Below are 16747 nucleotides of genomic sequence, written 5' to 3'. Positions count from 1 at the left end.
ACGCTCTGTCCCCTATGCTGAGGGGCAGAGCACCTTTCCCCGGAGGCTAAAATGTCCGAATGGCTGGAAGACCACCTGCCCAAGGTGGTGCTGGCACCGTCGTTCATCGCCGTATTGATCTTTGTCTACGGCTTTATCGGATGGACCGCATGGGTGTCGCTGACCCGATCGAAACTGTTGCCGAAATACGAGATCAAGGGCTTCATCCAGTATGAACGTCTGTTTGACTCGCCCCGCTGGGATACGGCGATCAACAACCTTTATCTGTTCGGTGCGCTGTTCATCGTGATCGCGATGGTGCTGGGCCTTTTGCTGGCCATCCTGCTGGATCAGAAAATCCGCGTCGAAGGGGCAATCCGTACGATCTATTTGTACCCCATGGCGCTGTCGATGATCGTTACAGGCACCGCATGGAAGTGGATACTGAACCCAGGGCTCGGCATCGAATCCATGGTGCAGGGCTGGGGATTTCCAAACTTCGAATTCGACTGGCTGGTGAACCCCGATTACGCCATCTACACGATCGTGATTGCCGCGATCTGGCAGAGCTCGGGCTTTGTCATGGCCCTTTTTCTGGCTGGTCTGCGGTCTGTGGATGGTGAGATCATCAAGGCCGCGCAGGTCGATGGTATCCCCACATGGCGCATCTATACGGCGATCATCATCCCCTCGATGGCACCGATTTTCCTGTCGGCCTTCATCGTGCTGGCGCATCTGGCGATCAAGAGCTTTGACCTTGTCATCGCACTAACCGGCGGTGGCCCGGGCTATGCGACCGATCTGCCCGCCACCTACATGTACGCCATGGCGTTTTCACGCGGCGATATCGGTCAGGCGGCCTCGTCCGCGATGATCATGATGCTGGTCGTCTTTGCCATCGTTGTTCCTTATCTCTACTCAGAATTGAGGGCGAAAAATGACTGATCTGTCGATGCCCCAAACCGAAACGCGCAGCCAAAGCGCGACCAGCAAAATCGCACTGCGCTGGCTGCTATATGTAATGCTGGGCCTCTTCGCGCTGTATTACCTGATGCCGCTTTTCGTGATGCTTACAACATCGCTCAAAAGCCTTGAGGAGATCCGCACAGGTTCCCTTATGTCGCTGCCGCGTGAGGTCAGCTTTGAGGCCTGGAAAACCGCCTGGTCCGGGGCCTGTACTGGCATTCAGTGCGAAGGTCTGCGGCCCTATTTCTGGAACTCGGTCCTGATCGCGGTGCCTGCGGTGGCGTTGTCGACCCTGCTGGGCGCTTTGAACGGCTATGTCGTGGCGCAGTGGAAGTTCAAAGGGGCCAATATCATCTTCTCGATGATGCTGTTTGGCTGCTTCATCCCGTTTCAGGTGGTGTTGCTGCCGATGGCGCGCGTGCTTGGGATGATGGAGATTGCCGGAACCATTCCGGGCCTGATCTTTGTGCACGTCGTCTATGGCCTTGGCTTCACCACGCTGTTTTTCCGCAACTACTATGTCACCATCCCTGTCGAGCTGGTCAAAGCGGCCCGCGTCGATGGGGCCGGGTTTCTGCGGATTTTCTGGTCGATCTTCCTGCCGCTGTCACTGCCGATCATCGTGGTGACTGTGATCTGGCAGTTCACGCAGATCTGGAACGACTTCCTGTTTGGCGTGTCCTTCAGCGAGGCGGGAACACAGCCTGTGACCGTTGCGCTCAACAACATCGTCAACTCAACCACCGGCGTCAAAGAATACAATGTCGACATGGCCGCCGCGATCATCGCGGGCCTGCCGACGCTGCTTGTCTATGTCGTTGCCGGTAAATATTTCATCCGCGGCCTGACCGCCGGTTCCGTGAAGGGATAAGACCCATGGCCCCCATCCTCGACATCAACAATCTTTACAAGAATTACGGCGCGACCGAGATTTTGAAGGATATCAACATCTCGATTGATCCCGGTGACTTCCTGGTGCTGGTCGGCCCTTCGGGCTGCGGTAAGTCCACCTTGTTGAACTGTATCGCCGGGCTGGAACCGATCACGGGCGGCACATTGGCCATCGGCGGCAAGGACATGACCCATGTCAGCCCCAAGGATCGTGACATCGCCATGGTGTTTCAGTCCTACGCGCTTTACCCGACCATGTCGGTGGCCAAAAACATCACCTTCGGCATGAAAGTGCGCGGGGTCGACCCCGCCACGCAAGAGTCGAAGCTGAAAGAGGTCGCTCAATTGCTGCAGATCGAGCCGCTGCTGAATCGCCGCCCCAGCCAATTGTCCGGTGGTCAGCGTCAGCGTGTGGCGATGGGCCGGGCGCTGGTACGCGACCCCAAGCTGTTCCTGTTTGATGAGCCGCTGTCGAACCTTGATGCGAAGCTGCGGGTTGAGATGCGGACCGAGATCAAGAAGCTGCACCAGACCCTGGATGCCTCGATCGTTTACGTGACTCATGACCAGATCGAAGCGATGACGCTGGCCACCAAAATCGTGGTCCTGAAAGGCGGCATCGTGCAGCAGATCGGCAGCCCGGCCGAGATCTACAACCACCCGGCCAACCTGTTTGTGGCCGATTTCATGGGCTCACCGGCCATGAACCTGATCCCGGCGCAGGCGGCCAAGAACGGCTCGGGCACGCAAATCTCGATCACGCGCGCCTCGGGCGATCCGATCGTGCTGAACGACGCGCGCGATCTGGACCTGCCACAGGACGTCATTCTGGGCCTGCGCCCCGAAGACATCGCCGAAGCGGGTTTCCGCGCCGGTGCCGGTGTGCAAGAGGCTGAATGCCTGGTCGATATGGTCGAACCCGCAGGGGCCGACACTTACGTGGTTTCGGAGTTGGGCGGCAAACAGGTCACAGCCCGTCTGCACGCCGAAACCAGCGCTGCAGCCGGCAGAAAACTGAACCTCGCCATCGACATGAGCAAGGTTTCCTATTTCGCCAAAGACACCGGTGAACGGTTAAACTGAGGTCTCTGAAACCTTTTGGAAGACCTCGCCCGCGCGTGGTCTTTCCCAACGGATCTGCACAAAAATTGCGAATCTGCTCCACTAAAAATTGAGTGTAGTGCCTCTAAGCTTCCCGGGTGTCGAATGCGCAAACGGGAACATTCATGTCAAAACTGACAACGCTGCAATTCTTGCTGAGCTTCCTGGTCGCGTGTTGCGCGTTTCCGCTGATCTACATCTGTCTCGCCGCAAAAGGAGACACCTGGGTCTACCCCGCATTGGTGTGGAGCAGACGCGCGTCATTTCTTTTATGCTGTGCAGCGGCGGCTCTCGCCTACATTCTCCGGTCAAGGCGATTGTTCATTGGAGTCATTCTGGCTGCGTTGATCTGGCATTTTGGACCGATACCAGGACAGATCGAGTGTACTTTCAGCGGGTTGTCGGGTGGGTACGACAGGTTCACAAATTGCGGTTTTGACTCATCGGTTTTCGCGGGTGTTACAGCGCTCGCTTTTGTGTTTGTGTCCAGTTGGCGAATAGCCGCTTTTTTGGCCGTTTCTCTTGCCGCGACCGTACCGTCCGGCATTTTATTGGCACGCTCTCATTTCACTACTGAGTTGTTGCGTGCCTTGTCCGCTTTGGATCTGAAGACCGAATGCGTCATTCGCCAGTCGGTTTATGATTATTATACATCCGGACTGAGCGGTTCGCGGAGGGTTCATAAACCGGATGATTTACGGCTGAACTGGATCATCGGTGAAGACACGCCCCGGATCTACAAAATAGAAGATGGTGCTGCCCATATCTGGAAATTCAGCCGCATGACTTTCGAACACTTCCGCGCAGGCGCGCATCTTTCTGAAATCTGCGTCTCCGACCAAGACGACCCGGAAAAGCGTCCCTTGGATTGAATTGCAACCAGGCTGTTGGCAGCGATCAACCCGTCTTGCCCAGATCCTTGATCAGACGATTCAGGTCTCCGCCGCGTGCATCGAGCATTGCGCCAATCTCGGTGCGCTCGGTCAACAGCAGGTTCACCCCTTCGATGAACATGTTGTAGAACTTGCCCTTGCCGGATTTGTCCGAAACCAGGAACGTCACCTCGAACGGAGACGACCCGCGCAGTTTCACCGAGGTTCTGACTTCGTACCCCGTTTTGATCTTGCGGGCATTGCGCACGGTGACCTCACCGCCGATGAACTCGCGGAACCGGCGGCCGTATTTGCGCGAGATATACCCCTCAAACGATTTGGTGAACTGACGCAGCTGTGCGGGAGACGCCGTGCGGGCATCCGCACCCAGCGCATAGCGCGCCATGATCGGTACATCGCCATATTGTACGAAAACCTTCTGGAAATCCCGCAACATGGCCTTTTCGGATTTGCCCGAGTCGATGATGCGGGTGATATCCGCCACCACGCTATCGACCAGTTGTTTGGCCCCGGCTTCCGTCAGCGCAAAAGCGGGCAGAGGCAATGCGGCAACTGTCAGCCCGGTCAGGGCAGAGGCCACAAATCGACGTCGGTTCAACAGGTTATTCGGCATAGGGGTCCTCATACGGGTCAAGATAGGGGTCCCTGACAGGGTCGGTCCCGATTGCAGCATAGGGATCGTCATACAGTCCCAGATAGGCGTCTTCGTCGTCTCGTGCCAGTTCAAAGCGACGGTTTTGCAGGTAGATCGTGCGCGCTTGCGCATAACTATCGGCACTTTCATAGAGAATCGAGTCAACCGTATCCGAGAACCGGCCCCGGTCGCCCATGCGGCGCACCACCTCGGCATAGACGCCCAGATTGTCTGCCGGGCGGGTCGGGGTGAAATTGATCGGGTTCGAGAACAAGTTGACCACGACGCCAACAGCATCGCGCGCGGTCGACGGACCGTAAAACGGCAATTCGACATAGGCGCCTTCGCCAAAGCCCCAGACATGCAGTGTTTCGCCGAAATCCGTGTCTACGGGCGGCAGGTTCAATTCGTCAGCAGGCGAAGACAGCCCGGCACCACCAACGGTCATGTTGATCACGAACCGCAGTAAGGCATTGCCCGATTGCTTGAGATTGCCCTGCAACAGATAGTCCACCGCCTGCCCAGGCAACGAGATGTTTTCGGCAAATGTGCTGAAACTTGTGACCATGGGGTCGGGCACGATCTTCACGTAACCCTTGGATGCAGGCCGGAACAAAAAGCGGTCGACGCCCAGGTTGAATTTGTGGATCGAACGATTGGTACCTTCGTAAGGATCAAAGACCTCACCCCGTGCTGCTTCGTCCTGAGGCTGCGAGGCGCAGGCGGTCAGGAGTGTCATCAGGGACAGGACAAGAAGGTATCTGATGGGGTTCCGGCTGAGCACTGTCCTTGCTTCTCCAAAAAACGGCCCTCGGGGGATCGGGGCATTCAATCAATACGTTTCGGTGCGATCCGGTCGCACAATCCGTTGTCACATAGACGTTTCACGGGCGGTTTGAAACTCTTAGCGTTTAACCCAGATGCAAGGGGCTGGTAAAGTGACACCAGATCAACACTTTCTGAACGCGATAAGATAGGTTCACTACGCAAACCTGGGCCAATTCGGCGCTTTCCCGCTTTTCGAAAGGGCCCATCCCGGTTAGCGTCCGCCCGAGTCGACTTAAGGGAAGGATCATCACATGAGCATCGCAGCAAAACTCGAAAGCCTGGGTGTCATACTGTCGGACGCACCGGCGCCTGCGGCCAATTACGTGCCTTTCGTGCGTGTTGGCAACATTGTCTACGTGTCAGGCCAGATCTCAAAGGCGGATGATCTGATCACCGGCAAATTGGGGGATGATCTGGATGTCGAGGCGGGTGCCGCTGCGGCCAAGGTGTGCGCCATCAATCTGCTGGCGCAGGTCAAAGCGGCTTGTGGTGGTGACATCGACAAGTTGGTGCGGGTGATCAAGCTGACCGGGTTCGTGAACTCGACCGCCGATTTCACAGCGCAGCCGCAAGTGATCAACGGGGCATCGGATTTTCTGGTCGAAGCGCTGGGCGACGCCGGTCGTCATTCGCGTTCTGCCGTCAGCGCGGCGTCGCTGCCATTTGGTGTTGCTGTCGAAATCGAAGGCATCTTCGAGGTTCAATAACGGCGCGTCGCGGGCATTGGGAGCACTGCTGGCGGTAAAGCCTCCGCGGTGCCGCCAATGTGACATTCAAGGTCACATTGGTCGCCCGCCTCCGCTTGAACCCGGCACCGGCCACCACAGATACTAGAGGTATCGCGGAGGGCGCATGGATCAGGCACAGATCGAAGTACAGGTTCTGAACTCTCTCAGCCAAATTCCGGCGGCAGAGTGGGACAGTTGTGCCTGCCCCGAAGCCGCCGAGGGTGGCCGCCCAATTGATCCCTTTACGACGCACCGGTTTCTGTCGGCGCTTGAAGACAGCGGCTCGGTCGGACCGGGGACCGGGTGGCAGCCGCAATATCTGACGGCTTATCAGGACGGTGCTCTGATTGCCGCCGCGCCGATGTATGCAAAGTCGCACAGCCAGGGTGAATACATATTCGACCACAGCTGGGCCCATGCCTATGAAAGCGCGGGCGGCAGGTACTACCCGAAACTTCAATTTGCCGTGCCGTTTACGCCTGCCACCGGGCGGCGGTTTCTGGTGCGCCCGGGCTATGAGGTCATCGGCCTGTCGGCTCTGGTTCAGGGGGCGGTACAATTGGCCGCCGACAATCGGGTTTCGTCGATCCACGCGACCTTCTGTACCGAGGAAGAGGCCCTCGCTGGTGAGCAGATGGGGCTGATGACCCGTTATTCACAGCAGTTTCACTGGCTGAACGACGGCTATGACGATTTCGACGGGTTTCTGGCGGCGCTGTCCTCGCGCAAGCGCAAGAACATCCGCAAAGAACGGGCGCAAGCATGTGATTTCGGCGGCGAGATTCGCACGCTGACAGGTCCCGAACTACGCCCAGAACATTGGGATGCGTTCTGGCGGTTCTATCAGGACACCGGCGCGCGCAAATGGGGTGCGCCGTATCTGACGCGGCAATTCTTTGATATCGCTCAGGAAGCCATGGCAGATGACATGGCCTTGGTGCTGGCTGAACGGAATGGGTATCCGATCGCAGGGGCGCTGAACTTCATTGGTCGCGATACGCTCTTTGGCCGCTATTGGGGCTGTGTCGAACATCATGCCTGCCTGCATTTCGAACTGTGCTATTATAGGGCGATCGACTTTGCCATCGCCCATGGCATGATCCGCGTCGAAGCTGGCGCGCAGGGCGAGCATAAGCTGGCCCGCGGCTACCTGCCCACGCGCACGCACAGCCTGCATTGGGTCGGCGACCCCGGATTTGCGGATGCGGTTGCCAAATTTCTGGACGCCGAAGCCCGCGCTGTAGGAGAAGAGATCGAGATTCTCACGGATTACGGTCCGTTTCGAAAATCGAACCCGGAGGAACAGCAATGACCGAACTTTTGTCGACCGAGACCCGAGGCCCACTGCTGGATCCGCTGTTCAGCAACGGATGGTCAATGGTCGAGGGCCGCGACGCCATCACCAAGACGTTCACATTCGACAATTTCGTCGAGGCGTTTGGCTGGATGACCAAAGCGGCCATCTGGGCGGAAAAGTGGAACCATCACCCGGAATGGTCAAACGTATACCGCACGGTCGAAGTCACGCTGACCACGCATGACGTGGGCGGTCTGTCGTCGCAGGATGCAAAACTGGCCCGCAAGATGGACAGCCTCGCTTAGCGCCTATCTCCGTTGGATCCCACGCCGCCTGCCAACGAGGCCTTCACGCCCAATTGTTCAAACTCGGCCGGGGTTACGGTCCCGTCGCTGACATTGATGTTGCCGGGGATTCTGGTTGTTCGGTTGCCAATGGACCGCACGGTGCGCGCGAAGGGATCAATGTCCAGACACCGCGTGTTGTAACAGGTCAACCCGCTGGTGTTGATCTGGATACGGGCCTGCCCGTCCGGGCCAGTCACCACCGGCGCCTGCGGGACGTCACACGCCGCAAGCGCTGCAATTGCGCCAAACGCCAACCATTTGTTCATGACATGCTCCTGATAAGGCGGAGGTCAGTCCAGCAAGCCGTTCCCGTCCGTGTCCGCCGATGTGAAATCACTTTCCATTTGGGCGTCATATTCTGCCCTTGAAATAAGGCTGTCGCCGTTTCGGTCAACATTCTGGAATTGCTTGATATCCAGAAACGGTTTCGCCTCGGCCTGACCTAATGTGCCGTTCTTGTCGTCGTCCATTTCCTGGAACGCATAATCGGAAAAGGCGTTGAATTCGTCTTTCGACAAAAAGCCATCGTTGTTGGTGTCGATGGCTTTCAGCTCGGCCTCGTTCAGTTCGGCCACGGTTTCGGCCTGAACGGCACTTGCCAATCCAAGAGTCGCAACGATCAGAAATAGGTGTCTCATCCGGTGTCTCCTCAGCATGCGTATCTTTGACCACCGGCACCACCGGCAATTGCGCCAGCTGCGGTCAATATATCCCGCCCCGAGCCGCCGCCGAACTGATTGCCGATCACGCCACCGATCAGGGCGCCCCCCAAAGTGCCGCTCAGGCAGGCGATTTCGTGCTGACGGGCGGCCTGTTGCTGTGGCGTCGGCGCCGGGCCGCATGCGGCCAACGCGCCGGCCGCACCGATTGTGAAAACAATGGCTTTGAGTTTCATCAGATGACCTCATGGTTGCGTTCTATGAGTATTCGCGCATCCAGCCGTTGTATCAAGTTAAATAGAACAAAGGCGGCCCCGAGGTGACCCGGGACCGTTTGGATCAGATCACGTCCAGCAGACCCTCGCCTGCCGAAATCTCACACGCACCGGGGCTTTCTTCGAGGTTCAGGGCCGTGACTTTGCCATCCTCAACCAGCATTGCATAGCGTTTCGAGCGGGCAATCAGGCCTGCGGGCGGGGCATCGAATTCCATTCCGATCGCCTTGGTGAATTCCGATGCCGGATCGGCCAGCATGGTCAGACCGGCTGCGGTGGCGCCGGTTGCTTCGCCCCATGCTCCCATGACAAACGGGTCATTGACGGACACGCAGATAATTTCGTCCACGCCCTTGGCGTCGAACTGCGCCTTGGTGCGCATAAAGCTGGGAACATGTGCCGAATGGCAGGTCGGGGTAAACGCGCCGGGTACGGCAAAGATCGCAACCTTGCGCCCTTTGGTCTTGTCTGAAATCCGCACTTCCTCAGGACCGTTGGCCCCCATTGTCAACAATGTGGCTTCGGGCAGGGTATCGCCGGATGAAATCATTTTATCGCTCCTGTCGTTTGGATTTGCAGATTGGCTGCTATCAGCAATATAGGTGAGCGTGTGGAAGTAACCACGGGAAATCGACGGGTGAAAACAACATGACTCATATCGTTGTGATCGGCTCCGGGCAGGCAGGGGCATCGCTGGTCGCGCGGCTACGCAAAGACGGGTTTCAGGGCGACATTACACTGATCGGGGCCGAGCCGCATTTGCCCTACCAGCGCCCGCCCCTATCCAAGGCCTATCTGCTGGGCGAGATGGAGTTGGAACGCCTGTTCCTGCGCCCCGAAAGCTTTTATGCCGAGAACAACATCACCCTGCGCCTGGGTCAGCGTGTCACGGCGATTGATCCGCAGGCCAAGACAGTGACTGTCGGGGATGAGGTCATTGCCTATGACGAACTGGCCCTGACCACCGGGTCCGATCCGCGCCGGCTGCCCGCCGCGATTGGCGGCGATCTGGACGGTGTGCATGTGGTGCGTGATCTGGCGCATATCGACGAGATGGAGCCTCGCGTTGCGAACGGCGCGCGTGCACTGATCGTGGGCGGTGGCTATATCGGGCTTGAGGCCGCCGCTGTCTGCGCCAAGCGCGGCGTCAAAGTCACGCTGGTCGAGATGGCAGATCGTATCCTGCAACGGGTCGCAGCACCCGAGACCAGTGATTATTTCCGCGCCCTGCACAGCGGCTACGGGGCCGATATCCGCGAAGGCGTAGGCTTGGACCGGCTTGTGGGCGCAGAGGGTAAGGTGACCGGTGCGATTCTGACAGACGGAACCGAATTGCCGGTCGATTTCGTCGTTGTGGGTGTGGGTATTGCACCTTCGACTCAACTGGCCGAGATGGCCGGGCTGGAACTCGACAATGGCATTAAAACCGATGCGCACGGCCGCACCTCGGACCCGTCGATCTGGGCGGCGGGCGATTGCGCCTCGTTCCCGCATGGCGATGGTCGCATCCGCTTGGAAAGCGTGCCCAATGCCATTGATCAGGCCGAGATCGTGGCCCAGAACATGCTGGGCGCGGCCAAAGACTACGTCGCGACGCCGTGGTTCTGGTCGGATCAGTATGACGTCAAATTGCAGATTGCAGGGCTGAACACCGGCTATGACCGCGTCGTGACCCGCCAGGGCGAGGGGCAGACGGTATCTTTCTGGTACTATAAAGGCGATCAGCTGATCGCCGTTGACGCGATGAATGACCCGCGCGCCTATATGGTTGGCAAGCGCCTGATCGACGCGGGTAAAACCGCTGATCCCGCCGTCGTGGCAGACGCTGATGCAGACCTGAAACCGTTGCTTCGCGCGTGAGGATCATCGCCGGAGAATTCCGGGGTCGGGCATTGGCCTCGGTCGGCAAGGGTGATGCGGGTGCGCATCTGCGCCCGACAACGGACCGGGTGCGCGAGAGCCTGTTCAACGTGCTTGGCCATCAGATCGATTTCGACGGTCTGCGTGTTCTGGACCTGTTTGCCGGCACCGGAGCGCTTGGGCTTGAAGCGCTGTCGCGCCGGGCGGCGCATGTGACCTTCGTGGATGACGGGCGCGCGGCACAGGGGCTGATCCGCAGGAATATTGACCTGACCGGCAGTGCGGACCGAACCGCTTTGATCCGCCGCGATGCCACCCGGTTGGGTGACAACCCGAATGAGCCCGCTGATCTGGTGTTTCTTGACCCGCCCTATGGCAAGGGTCTTGGGCAAAAGGCCCTGAGCGCGGCTATCCAAGGCGGCTGGCTGGCGGATGACGCCCTGATCGTCTGGGAAGAAAATGCCCCCATGGCCGCACCAGACGGGTTCGGTCTGCAGGATACGCGCAAATACGGCGACACGCATATCTCGCTGATGTGCCGCGTTGAGAGCTAACATGCACGATCTGGTCATTTTCGATTGCGACGGCGTTCTGGTTGATAGCGAGGTGATCTCAAACCAGGTTTTGGTTGATAGCCTTGCAGGATATGGCCTGAACCTGACGCTTGTCGAATGCATGTCTTTGTTTGTGGGCTGCACCATGACGGGTGTTCGCGACAAGGCGCGTTCAATGGGTGCAACTCTTCCCGACGATTGGACCGAACAGGTCTATACGCAAACCTATGCGGCTCTGCGCGCCGGTACACCCGTGATTGCGGGAATCCGCGAGTTGTTGGCCCTGCTGGATGCGCAGGGGATCCCATATTGCGTCGCCTCGAACGGACGGCCCGAAAAGATGCAAATCACTTTGGGTCAGAACGGTCTCTGGGACAGGTTCAAGGACGTGATGTTTTCGGCGCAGGTGCTGGGCACTGGCAAACCCGATCCAACCTTGTTTCTGACTGCTGCCCGGCACTTCAACGCGACGGCCCCGGTTGTCATTGAAGACAGCCACAGCGGCGTCACGGCGGCAATCCGCGCCAATATGCGCTGTTTGGCCTATGCGGCCCATGATGACGGGGCGCGGTTGGCGGAACTGGGGGCCGAGGTATTCTCAGATATGGCTGAGGTGCCAATGCTCTTGGGACTCTGATCGGAAAACATGGTAAGGTCCGGCCATGGACCGCGCCATCACACCTCCGCTCTGGGCCTTTTCAAAGGATACCGACACCGCAACCGGACCTCCGACCAAGCCGATGCGCGCGCCGGTGTTTATCCACGACGCGGTGATCCCGTGGCGGGACGAGACGCTTTTGCTAAAGCTGATGCGCGATCAGGCGAAAGATCACGAGGAATAGGTCGGGTGGTATTTGCCGCCGGGTGAGTGGGTGAAAATCTCGACCCCGTCCGCCGTTACACCCACGGAATGCTCGAACTGCGCCGACAGCGATTTGTCGCGCGTTACCGCTGTCCAGTCATCCGCCAGTGTCTTGGTTTCCGGACGCCCCAGATTGACCATTGGTTCGATGGTAAAGAACATGCCCTCTTCCAGAACGGCTCCGGTGCCCGGGCGTCCATAATGCAGAACGTTTGGCGGGGCGTGAAACACGCGACCCAACCCGTGACCGCAGAAATCGCGCACGACGCTCATCCGATGTGCCTCGACATAGGCCTGAATCGCGTGACCGATATCACCAAAGGTGTTGCCCGGCTTGACCATCTCAATGCCCTTGAACAGCGCATCATGAGTCACCTGGATCAATCTCTCAGCCTTGCGCGGCAGTTTGCCCGCAACATACATGCGCGAGGTATCCCCGAACCAGCCGTCAACGATGACAGTGACGTCGATATTCAGGATATCGCCATCCTTCAGCTTTTTGTCGCCGGGAATGCCGTGACACACAACGTGGTTCACACTGATGCAGCTGGCGTGCTGATAGCCTTTGTAGCCAATCGTGGCCGAGGTAGCGCCGGCCTCTTCGACCATCTGCGTGATCAGCCCATCGATCGCGCCGGTGGTCTGGCCGACAAAAACATGATCCGCAATGTCATCCAGAATCCGTGCCGCCAAGGCCCCTGCCGCGTGCATCCCGGCAAAGTCACCCTGTTCATAGATGCGGATACCGTCCTTTGTCAGGCGGCCACGATGCTCTTTCATCGACGCTAGGCTCCAATTGTTGCGCGCAGCCCTTTACTTACGCTGCTTGTGCAGAAAGTTCCAGAGGGTGCGGGGTCGCGGACCCTTTTGCAAATTTAGGTTTGCATTCAAGCGATTCAATTCAGTGTTCAGTCTTTGTCCTCAGCCCGTCGCTTGGCGCGACCTGAATTCCGCTTTCTAAAAGATTCGAATATAACCAAGCCAACCAAAAACAGATAAAATGCGGCTACTTCGAAAGAGCTAATCTTATCATCGTCTTGGTCATCACCAAAATAGTAAAGTAGCGCCGGGCCGCTCACGACCGACGCAAAAAATGCCAGTGAGAAGATGCTCTTAATTTCTTGCTCTCCGTTAAAGTCTGCGTTTCAATACGCCCTGCCGTCCACCGCTCGAAATTGAAGTGGATGGCAAAGCGATCTGTCAAAGTTTAATCAAGTTGTTTGCGTTTAGCGAGACTCCGCGCGGCGATATCTGAGTCCCATAAACTAACCGCTCAACCCCCTGCACCTGCGCCGCATCAAACGCCGCCGCATAGGCCGGGTCGATATCCCGGGCCAGTGTGAACCGGTCACAATCCGTGCGTTGCACCAGATAGAGCATGATTGCCCGGTGCCCCTCAGCCACCATCTTGGTCAATTCTCCCAGATGTTTGGTGCCGCGCGCGGTAACGCTGTCGGGAAATTCGGCCAGACCGGGCTGGCGGGAAAGAGTGACGCTTTTGACCTCGACATAGGCATCGGGTAGCCCCGGCTGGGTCAGCAGGAAATCGATGCGGCTGTTGTCACCATATTTGACCTCGGGGCGCACTGTTTCATAGGCGGACAGTTCGGGAATTTCGCCCGCCTCCAGCGCCGCCCGCAAGGCGCGGTTCGGAACCGAAGTATCGACGCCGGTGAAATGGCCGTTTTCATGGTCTACCAGCCGCCAGCCGTATTTCAGCTTTTTCTTGGGATCGTCGTTGGGCTCCAACCAGATTTTCTCGCCTGGTTCCGCCAGCCCCATCATCGAGCCGGGATTGGCGCAATGGGCGGTCACCTCGCGCCCGTCCTCTAACGTGCAGTCGGCCAGAAAGCGTTTGTAGCGGCGGATCAGGCGGGCGGAGACAAGGGGGGTTTCAAATCGCATGTCTCAGGGCCTATACCTGCGCCAGAGGTCGATCAAGAGGAAGAGCGCCATGCCCAATCCAACCGCTGCAATGCTGGTGATCGGAGACGAGATTCTGTCCGGTCGCACCCGCGACGCCAACATGCATTTTCTGGCGCAAGAACTGACCAAACATGGCATCGACCTGACCGAGGTGCGCATTGTCAGCGACGATGGCCCGGCGATTGAAGCGGCCGTCAAAGCGCTGTCGCAGTCCTTTGACCATGTCTTTACCAGCGGCGGCATAGGTCCTACGCATGATGATATCACCGCCGATTGCATTGCGCGTGCCTTTGGGGCGCATATCGACGTGCGTGATGATGCCCGCGCCCTGCTGCAGGCGCATTACGACAAATCGGGGCTTGAGCTGAACGAGGCGCGCCTGCGCATGGCGCGTATTCCGGACGGGGCCACCCTGATCGACAACCCGGTTTCGACCGCACCGGGATTTATCCTTGAAAATGTTCATGTGATGGCCGGGGTGCCCTTGGTGTTTCAGGCGATGGTGGCCAGCGTTTTGCCCTCACTGACCGGGGGCAGCCCGCTTTTGTCCCAGACGCTGCGTGTCGATCGGGGCGAAGGTGACATTGCAGCCACGCTGGCCGCTTTGGCAGACAGTTTCGACGATCTGTCCATCGGATGCTACCCGTTCCAGATCAACGGCGTTTTTGGCGCGAATGTGGTCATTCGTGGGACCCAAGGCGCCCGGATTGACGCCGCCGCGACACGCCTGGCCAAAGAGCTTGAGCTTTGAGCATTCATTGGCCGGATGTTGTAGACGGCACTTGGCCCGCCGCCGAATACCAAGTGTCTGGCCCTTTCAAGCTGCGCAACGGGCAAGGTGGCGGTTCGAGGGTTTCGGCGGCCAATCGGATCGGCGACGAAACCGATGAGGACATCGCGGCGGCAGAGGCGGCCATGAGGGATATGGGGCAAAAGCCTATCTTTTGCCTCTGGCCGGGTGACGAAGAACTGGATACCCGGCTGGCCGGGCAGGGATATGACATTCTAGATCCGGTGAATATCTACGTCTGCCCGGTTCGTGCTTTGACCAAAATCCCGGTTCCGCGGGTGACCGTGTTCTCGATCTGGGAGCCTTTGGCGATCATGCGCGAGATATGGGCGCAGGGCGGCATCGGACCGGCGCGATGGGCCGTGATGGCGCGGGCGAGGGGGCCCAAGACCGGCCTGCTGATGCGGCACAATGATCATCCTGTAGGAACGGCATTTGTTGCCATTCATAGTGGGGTCGCCATGGTCCACGCGGTCGAAGTCCTACCCGCCCATCGCCGCCATGGCATGGGGCAATGGGCAATGCGGGCCGCGGCCTTTTGGGCGCTGGACAACGGGGCGCAGACCCTTAGCCTGATCTGTACCAAGGCCAATGCCGGTGCCAACGGGCTTTACACCGCGCTGGGGATGGAGATCGTGGGAGAGTACCACTATCGTCACCGTGTTGAACAAGAGGGGCATCCGTGATCAAGACAAGCCAACCCACCGCGCTGAACCTGCCGATGGTGGACCCGCTGCCGCCCGAAACCCAGAAGTATTTCGACATCTGCATGGACAAGCTGGGCATGGTGCCCAATGTGCTGCAGGCCTATGCGTTCGACATCGACAAGCTGAATGCCTTTACCGCGATGTATAACGATCTGATGCTGGCCGATAGCGGCCTCTCCAAGTTGGAGCGCGAGATGATTGCGGTTGTGGTGTCCTCCATCAACAAGTGCTTTTACTGCCTTGTGGCCCATGGGGCTGCGGTGCGGCAGCTGTCTGGTGATCCGCAGCTGGGTGAAATGCTGGTGATGAATTACCGCGTCGCCCCCATCGATGCCCGACAGCGGGCCATGCTGGATTTTGCGGCCAAAATGACAACCGTCAGCAGCGAAGTTGAAGAGGGCGACCGCCAAGTCCTGCGCGATGCAGGCTTCAGTGATCGCGATATCTGGGACATCGCCAACGTGACCGGGTTTTTCAACATGTCCAACCGTGTGGCCAGTGCCACGGCCATGGTGCCGAACCCCGAATACCACGCACAGAACCGATGATCCGGGTCCTGATCCTGTTCATATCGTGTTTGGCCGCCCCGGTGGCCGCGCAGAACCTCAAGCTGCCGGCCAATGCGCGTCAGATCAGCGAACGGATCAGTGAGCTTGACAGCTATGAGATGCCGACAGCTGTATTTGCCGATGGTCACGTTCCCGCCAATACCATCGAGGGCCGGGTCGAGCGGACGACATGGCGTATGACCGCTGGGTCAAGCACGACCTTGCAGCTTTTGGCCCCCCTTCGCGATCAGCTTGAGGCCCAGGGCTATGAGATCGTATTTGAATGCGAAGCCAGCCTGTGCGGTGGTTTTGATTTTCGCTTTGGCACCGAGGTTGTGCCGACGCCTGATATGTACGTGGCCATTCACGACTATCGGTTTTTGTCCGCCACGCGCGATGATGAAGTTCTGAGCCTGCTGATCAGCCGCAACCCACCAGACGGGTATGTGCAGATGATCCGGGTGACCCCGGTGGGCGAACGCCCCGAGCCCCCCTTGGTGGTCGAAGATGTTGTCGATGGGCCCGGTGGGGTGCTGAACGATCTGGCGCAGAACGGGCATGTGATCCTGGACGACCTGCATTTTCGCACCGGCGAGGTGACACTGGGCGAGGGGCCGTTTGCGTCACTGGACATGATCGCAACCTATCTGACCGACAACCCCGGAACGCGTCTGGCGCTGGTGGGTCATACGGATGACACCGGTGCTCTGGAGGCCAATATCTCGGTCAGCAAACGCCGGGCCGAAGCGGTGCGGCAGCGCTTGATCGACGCGCATGGCGTGGATGCGGCGCGGGTTGAGGCGCAAGGGGCTGGCTATCTGGCCCCGATCACGTCGAATGCCACATCCGAAGGGCGTGATATCAATCGCCGGGTCGAGGCCGTGTTGCTGGTCAACTAGCCC

23 protein-coding genes are annotated in these 16747 nt (G+C 58.6%); 15 read left to right on the top strand and 8 right to left on the bottom strand.

Going from position 1 to position 16747, the window contains the following annotated elements; genetic code table 11:
* Positions 1–51 precede the first annotated feature (51 nt).
* The 4 genes from ACR0AG_RS14400 to ACR0AG_RS14385 all read left to right on the top strand — a co-directional run bounded on the left by ACR0AG_RS14400 (position 52) and on the right by ACR0AG_RS14385 (position 3809).
* Entirely contained in the window at positions 52–924 is an 873-nt protein-coding gene (locus ACR0AG_RS14400; protein ID WP_480840063.1) for a carbohydrate ABC transporter permease, read from the top strand.
* Positions 917–1816 (top strand): carbohydrate ABC transporter permease, encoded by a 900-nt coding sequence (locus ACR0AG_RS14395; RefSeq protein WP_480840061.1) that lies wholly within the window; start codon positions 917–919, stop codon positions 1814–1816. Before ACR0AG_RS14400 ends, ACR0AG_RS14395 begins: the two co-directional genes overlap by 8 nt.
* Before the next feature lie 5 nt (positions 1817–1821).
* Positions 1822–2919, top strand: a complete 1098-nt coding sequence (locus ACR0AG_RS14390; protein WP_480840059.1) for an ABC transporter ATP-binding protein — start codon at positions 1822–1824, stop codon at positions 2917–2919.
* 143 nt (positions 2920–3062) lie between these two features.
* Entirely contained in the window at positions 3063–3809 is a 747-nt protein-coding gene (locus tag ACR0AG_RS14385; protein ID WP_480840056.1) for a hypothetical protein, read from the top strand.
* Between the two features lie 25 nt (positions 3810–3834).
* Here ACR0AG_RS14385 and ACR0AG_RS14380 read toward each other — a convergent pair whose 3' ends face one another.
* Both ACR0AG_RS14380 and ACR0AG_RS14375 read right to left on the bottom strand, forming a co-directional pair.
* The gene (locus ACR0AG_RS14380; RefSeq protein ID WP_480840054.1) at positions 3835–4443 is read right to left on the bottom strand and encodes an MlaC/ttg2D family ABC transporter substrate-binding protein; all 609 of its coding nucleotides are present in this window, start codon (positions 4441–4443) and stop codon (positions 3835–3837) included.
* On the bottom strand, positions 4433–5203 hold the full coding sequence (locus ACR0AG_RS14375; protein ID WP_480840052.1) for an MlaA family lipoprotein: 771 nt from the start codon (positions 5201–5203) through the stop codon (positions 4433–4435). Before ACR0AG_RS14375 ends, ACR0AG_RS14380 begins: the two co-directional genes overlap by 11 nt.
* Positions 5204–5543: 340 nt before the next feature.
* Between ACR0AG_RS14375 and ACR0AG_RS14370 the strand changes: the two genes are divergently transcribed.
* The 3 genes from ACR0AG_RS14370 to ACR0AG_RS14360 all read left to right on the top strand — a co-directional run bounded on the left by ACR0AG_RS14370 (position 5544) and on the right by ACR0AG_RS14360 (position 7622).
* Positions 5544–5999: a RidA family protein gene (locus ACR0AG_RS14370; protein WP_480840050.1), complete on the top strand. Its 456-nt coding sequence runs from the start codon at positions 5544–5546 to the stop codon at positions 5997–5999.
* A gap of 145 nt (positions 6000–6144) precedes the next feature.
* Positions 6145–7332, top strand: coding sequence for a GNAT family N-acetyltransferase (locus ACR0AG_RS14365; RefSeq protein ID WP_480840047.1), 1188 nt, complete (start codon positions 6145–6147; stop codon positions 7330–7332).
* Complete coding sequence (locus ACR0AG_RS14360) at positions 7329–7622, top strand: 4a-hydroxytetrahydrobiopterin dehydratase (protein WP_480840045.1); 294 nt, start codon at positions 7329–7331, stop codon at positions 7620–7622. Before ACR0AG_RS14365 ends, ACR0AG_RS14360 begins: the two co-directional genes overlap by 4 nt.
* On the opposite strand, the gene ACR0AG_RS14355 is transcribed toward ACR0AG_RS14360, so the two are convergent.
* From ACR0AG_RS14355 to ACR0AG_RS14340, 4 genes are all read right to left on the bottom strand, one after another.
* Complete coding sequence (locus ACR0AG_RS14355; RefSeq protein ID WP_480840043.1) at positions 7619–7930, bottom strand: hypothetical protein; 312 nt, start codon at positions 7928–7930, stop codon at positions 7619–7621. The two genes, ACR0AG_RS14360 and ACR0AG_RS14355, sit on opposite strands and share 4 nt — an antisense overlap.
* 24 nt (positions 7931–7954) lie before the next feature.
* Positions 7955–8302 (bottom strand): EF-hand domain-containing protein, encoded by a 348-nt coding sequence (locus ACR0AG_RS14350; protein WP_480840041.1) that lies wholly within the window; start codon positions 8300–8302, stop codon positions 7955–7957.
* Between the two features lie 11 nt (positions 8303–8313).
* The gene (locus ACR0AG_RS14345) at positions 8314–8559 is read right to left on the bottom strand and encodes a glycine zipper 2TM domain-containing protein (protein ID WP_480840039.1); all 246 of its coding nucleotides are present in this window, start codon (positions 8557–8559) and stop codon (positions 8314–8316) included.
* A 103-nt stretch (positions 8560–8662) separates the two neighbouring features.
* Positions 8663–9148, bottom strand: a complete 486-nt coding sequence (locus tag ACR0AG_RS14340) for a redoxin family protein (protein WP_480840036.1) — start codon at positions 9146–9148, stop codon at positions 8663–8665.
* Between the two features lie 98 nt (positions 9149–9246).
* Here ACR0AG_RS14340 and ACR0AG_RS14335 point away from each other — a divergent pair, with 98 nt between their 5' ends.
* From ACR0AG_RS14335 to ACR0AG_RS14320, 4 genes are read left to right on the top strand one after another with little or no spacing between them, the layout of a single operon-like run.
* A complete protein-coding gene (locus tag ACR0AG_RS14335) occupies positions 9247–10458 on the top strand; it encodes an NAD(P)/FAD-dependent oxidoreductase (protein ID WP_480840034.1) in 1212 nt (403 codons plus the stop codon).
* Positions 10455–11012 carry a 16S rRNA (guanine(966)-N(2))-methyltransferase RsmD gene (gene rsmD / locus ACR0AG_RS14330; protein WP_480840032.1) on the top strand — a complete coding sequence of 186 codons (558 nt, stop codon included), beginning with the start codon at positions 10455–10457 and terminating at the stop codon, positions 11010–11012. Before ACR0AG_RS14335 ends, rsmD begins: the two co-directional genes overlap by 4 nt.
* Before the next feature lies 1 nt (position 11013).
* The gene (locus tag ACR0AG_RS14325) at positions 11014–11649 is read left to right on the top strand and encodes an HAD family hydrolase (RefSeq protein WP_480840030.1); all 636 of its coding nucleotides are present in this window, start codon (positions 11014–11016) and stop codon (positions 11647–11649) included.
* 25 nt (positions 11650–11674) lie between these two features.
* Complete coding sequence (locus ACR0AG_RS14320; protein ID WP_480840027.1) at positions 11675–11854, top strand: hypothetical protein; 180 nt, start codon at positions 11675–11677, stop codon at positions 11852–11854.
* On the opposite strand, the gene map is transcribed toward ACR0AG_RS14320, so the two are convergent.
* Together map and sfsA are read right to left on the bottom strand one after the other, a co-directional pair.
* Positions 11842–12654, bottom strand: a complete 813-nt coding sequence (gene map / locus ACR0AG_RS14315; RefSeq protein ID WP_480840025.1) for a type I methionyl aminopeptidase — start codon at positions 12652–12654, stop codon at positions 11842–11844. The two genes, ACR0AG_RS14320 and map, sit on opposite strands and share 13 nt — an antisense overlap.
* Before the next feature lie 420 nt (positions 12655–13074).
* Positions 13075–13779, bottom strand: coding sequence for a DNA/RNA nuclease SfsA (gene sfsA / locus ACR0AG_RS14310; protein WP_480840023.1), 705 nt, complete (start codon positions 13777–13779; stop codon positions 13075–13077).
* A gap of 49 nt (positions 13780–13828) precedes the next feature.
* Here sfsA and ACR0AG_RS14305 point away from each other — a divergent pair, with 49 nt between their 5' ends.
* The 4 genes from ACR0AG_RS14305 to ACR0AG_RS14290 are packed head-to-tail and all read left to right on the top strand — an operon-like array spanning position 13829 to position 16744.
* A complete protein-coding gene (locus ACR0AG_RS14305; protein ID WP_480840021.1) occupies positions 13829–14551 on the top strand; it encodes a competence/damage-inducible protein A in 723 nt (240 codons plus the stop codon).
* Positions 14548–15276: a GNAT family N-acetyltransferase gene (locus ACR0AG_RS14300; RefSeq protein WP_480840019.1), complete on the top strand. Its 729-nt coding sequence runs from the start codon at positions 14548–14550 to the stop codon at positions 15274–15276. The genes ACR0AG_RS14305 and ACR0AG_RS14300 overlap by 4 nt, the downstream gene beginning before the upstream one ends.
* Positions 15273–15845, top strand: coding sequence for a peroxidase-related enzyme (locus tag ACR0AG_RS14295; protein ID WP_480840016.1), 573 nt, complete (start codon positions 15273–15275; stop codon positions 15843–15845). The genes ACR0AG_RS14300 and ACR0AG_RS14295 overlap by 4 nt, the downstream gene beginning before the upstream one ends.
* A complete protein-coding gene (locus ACR0AG_RS14290; RefSeq protein WP_480840014.1) occupies positions 15842–16744 on the top strand; it encodes an OmpA family protein in 903 nt (300 codons plus the stop codon). The genes ACR0AG_RS14295 and ACR0AG_RS14290 overlap by 4 nt, the downstream gene beginning before the upstream one ends.
* The last annotated feature ends 3 nt before the right edge of the window (positions 16745–16747 follow it).

The organism is Ruegeria sp. H6 (genome assembly GCF_056532975.1).
Note: the sequence above shows the minus strand (reverse complement) of the source record. Positions and strands in the feature narration are given on the sequence as shown.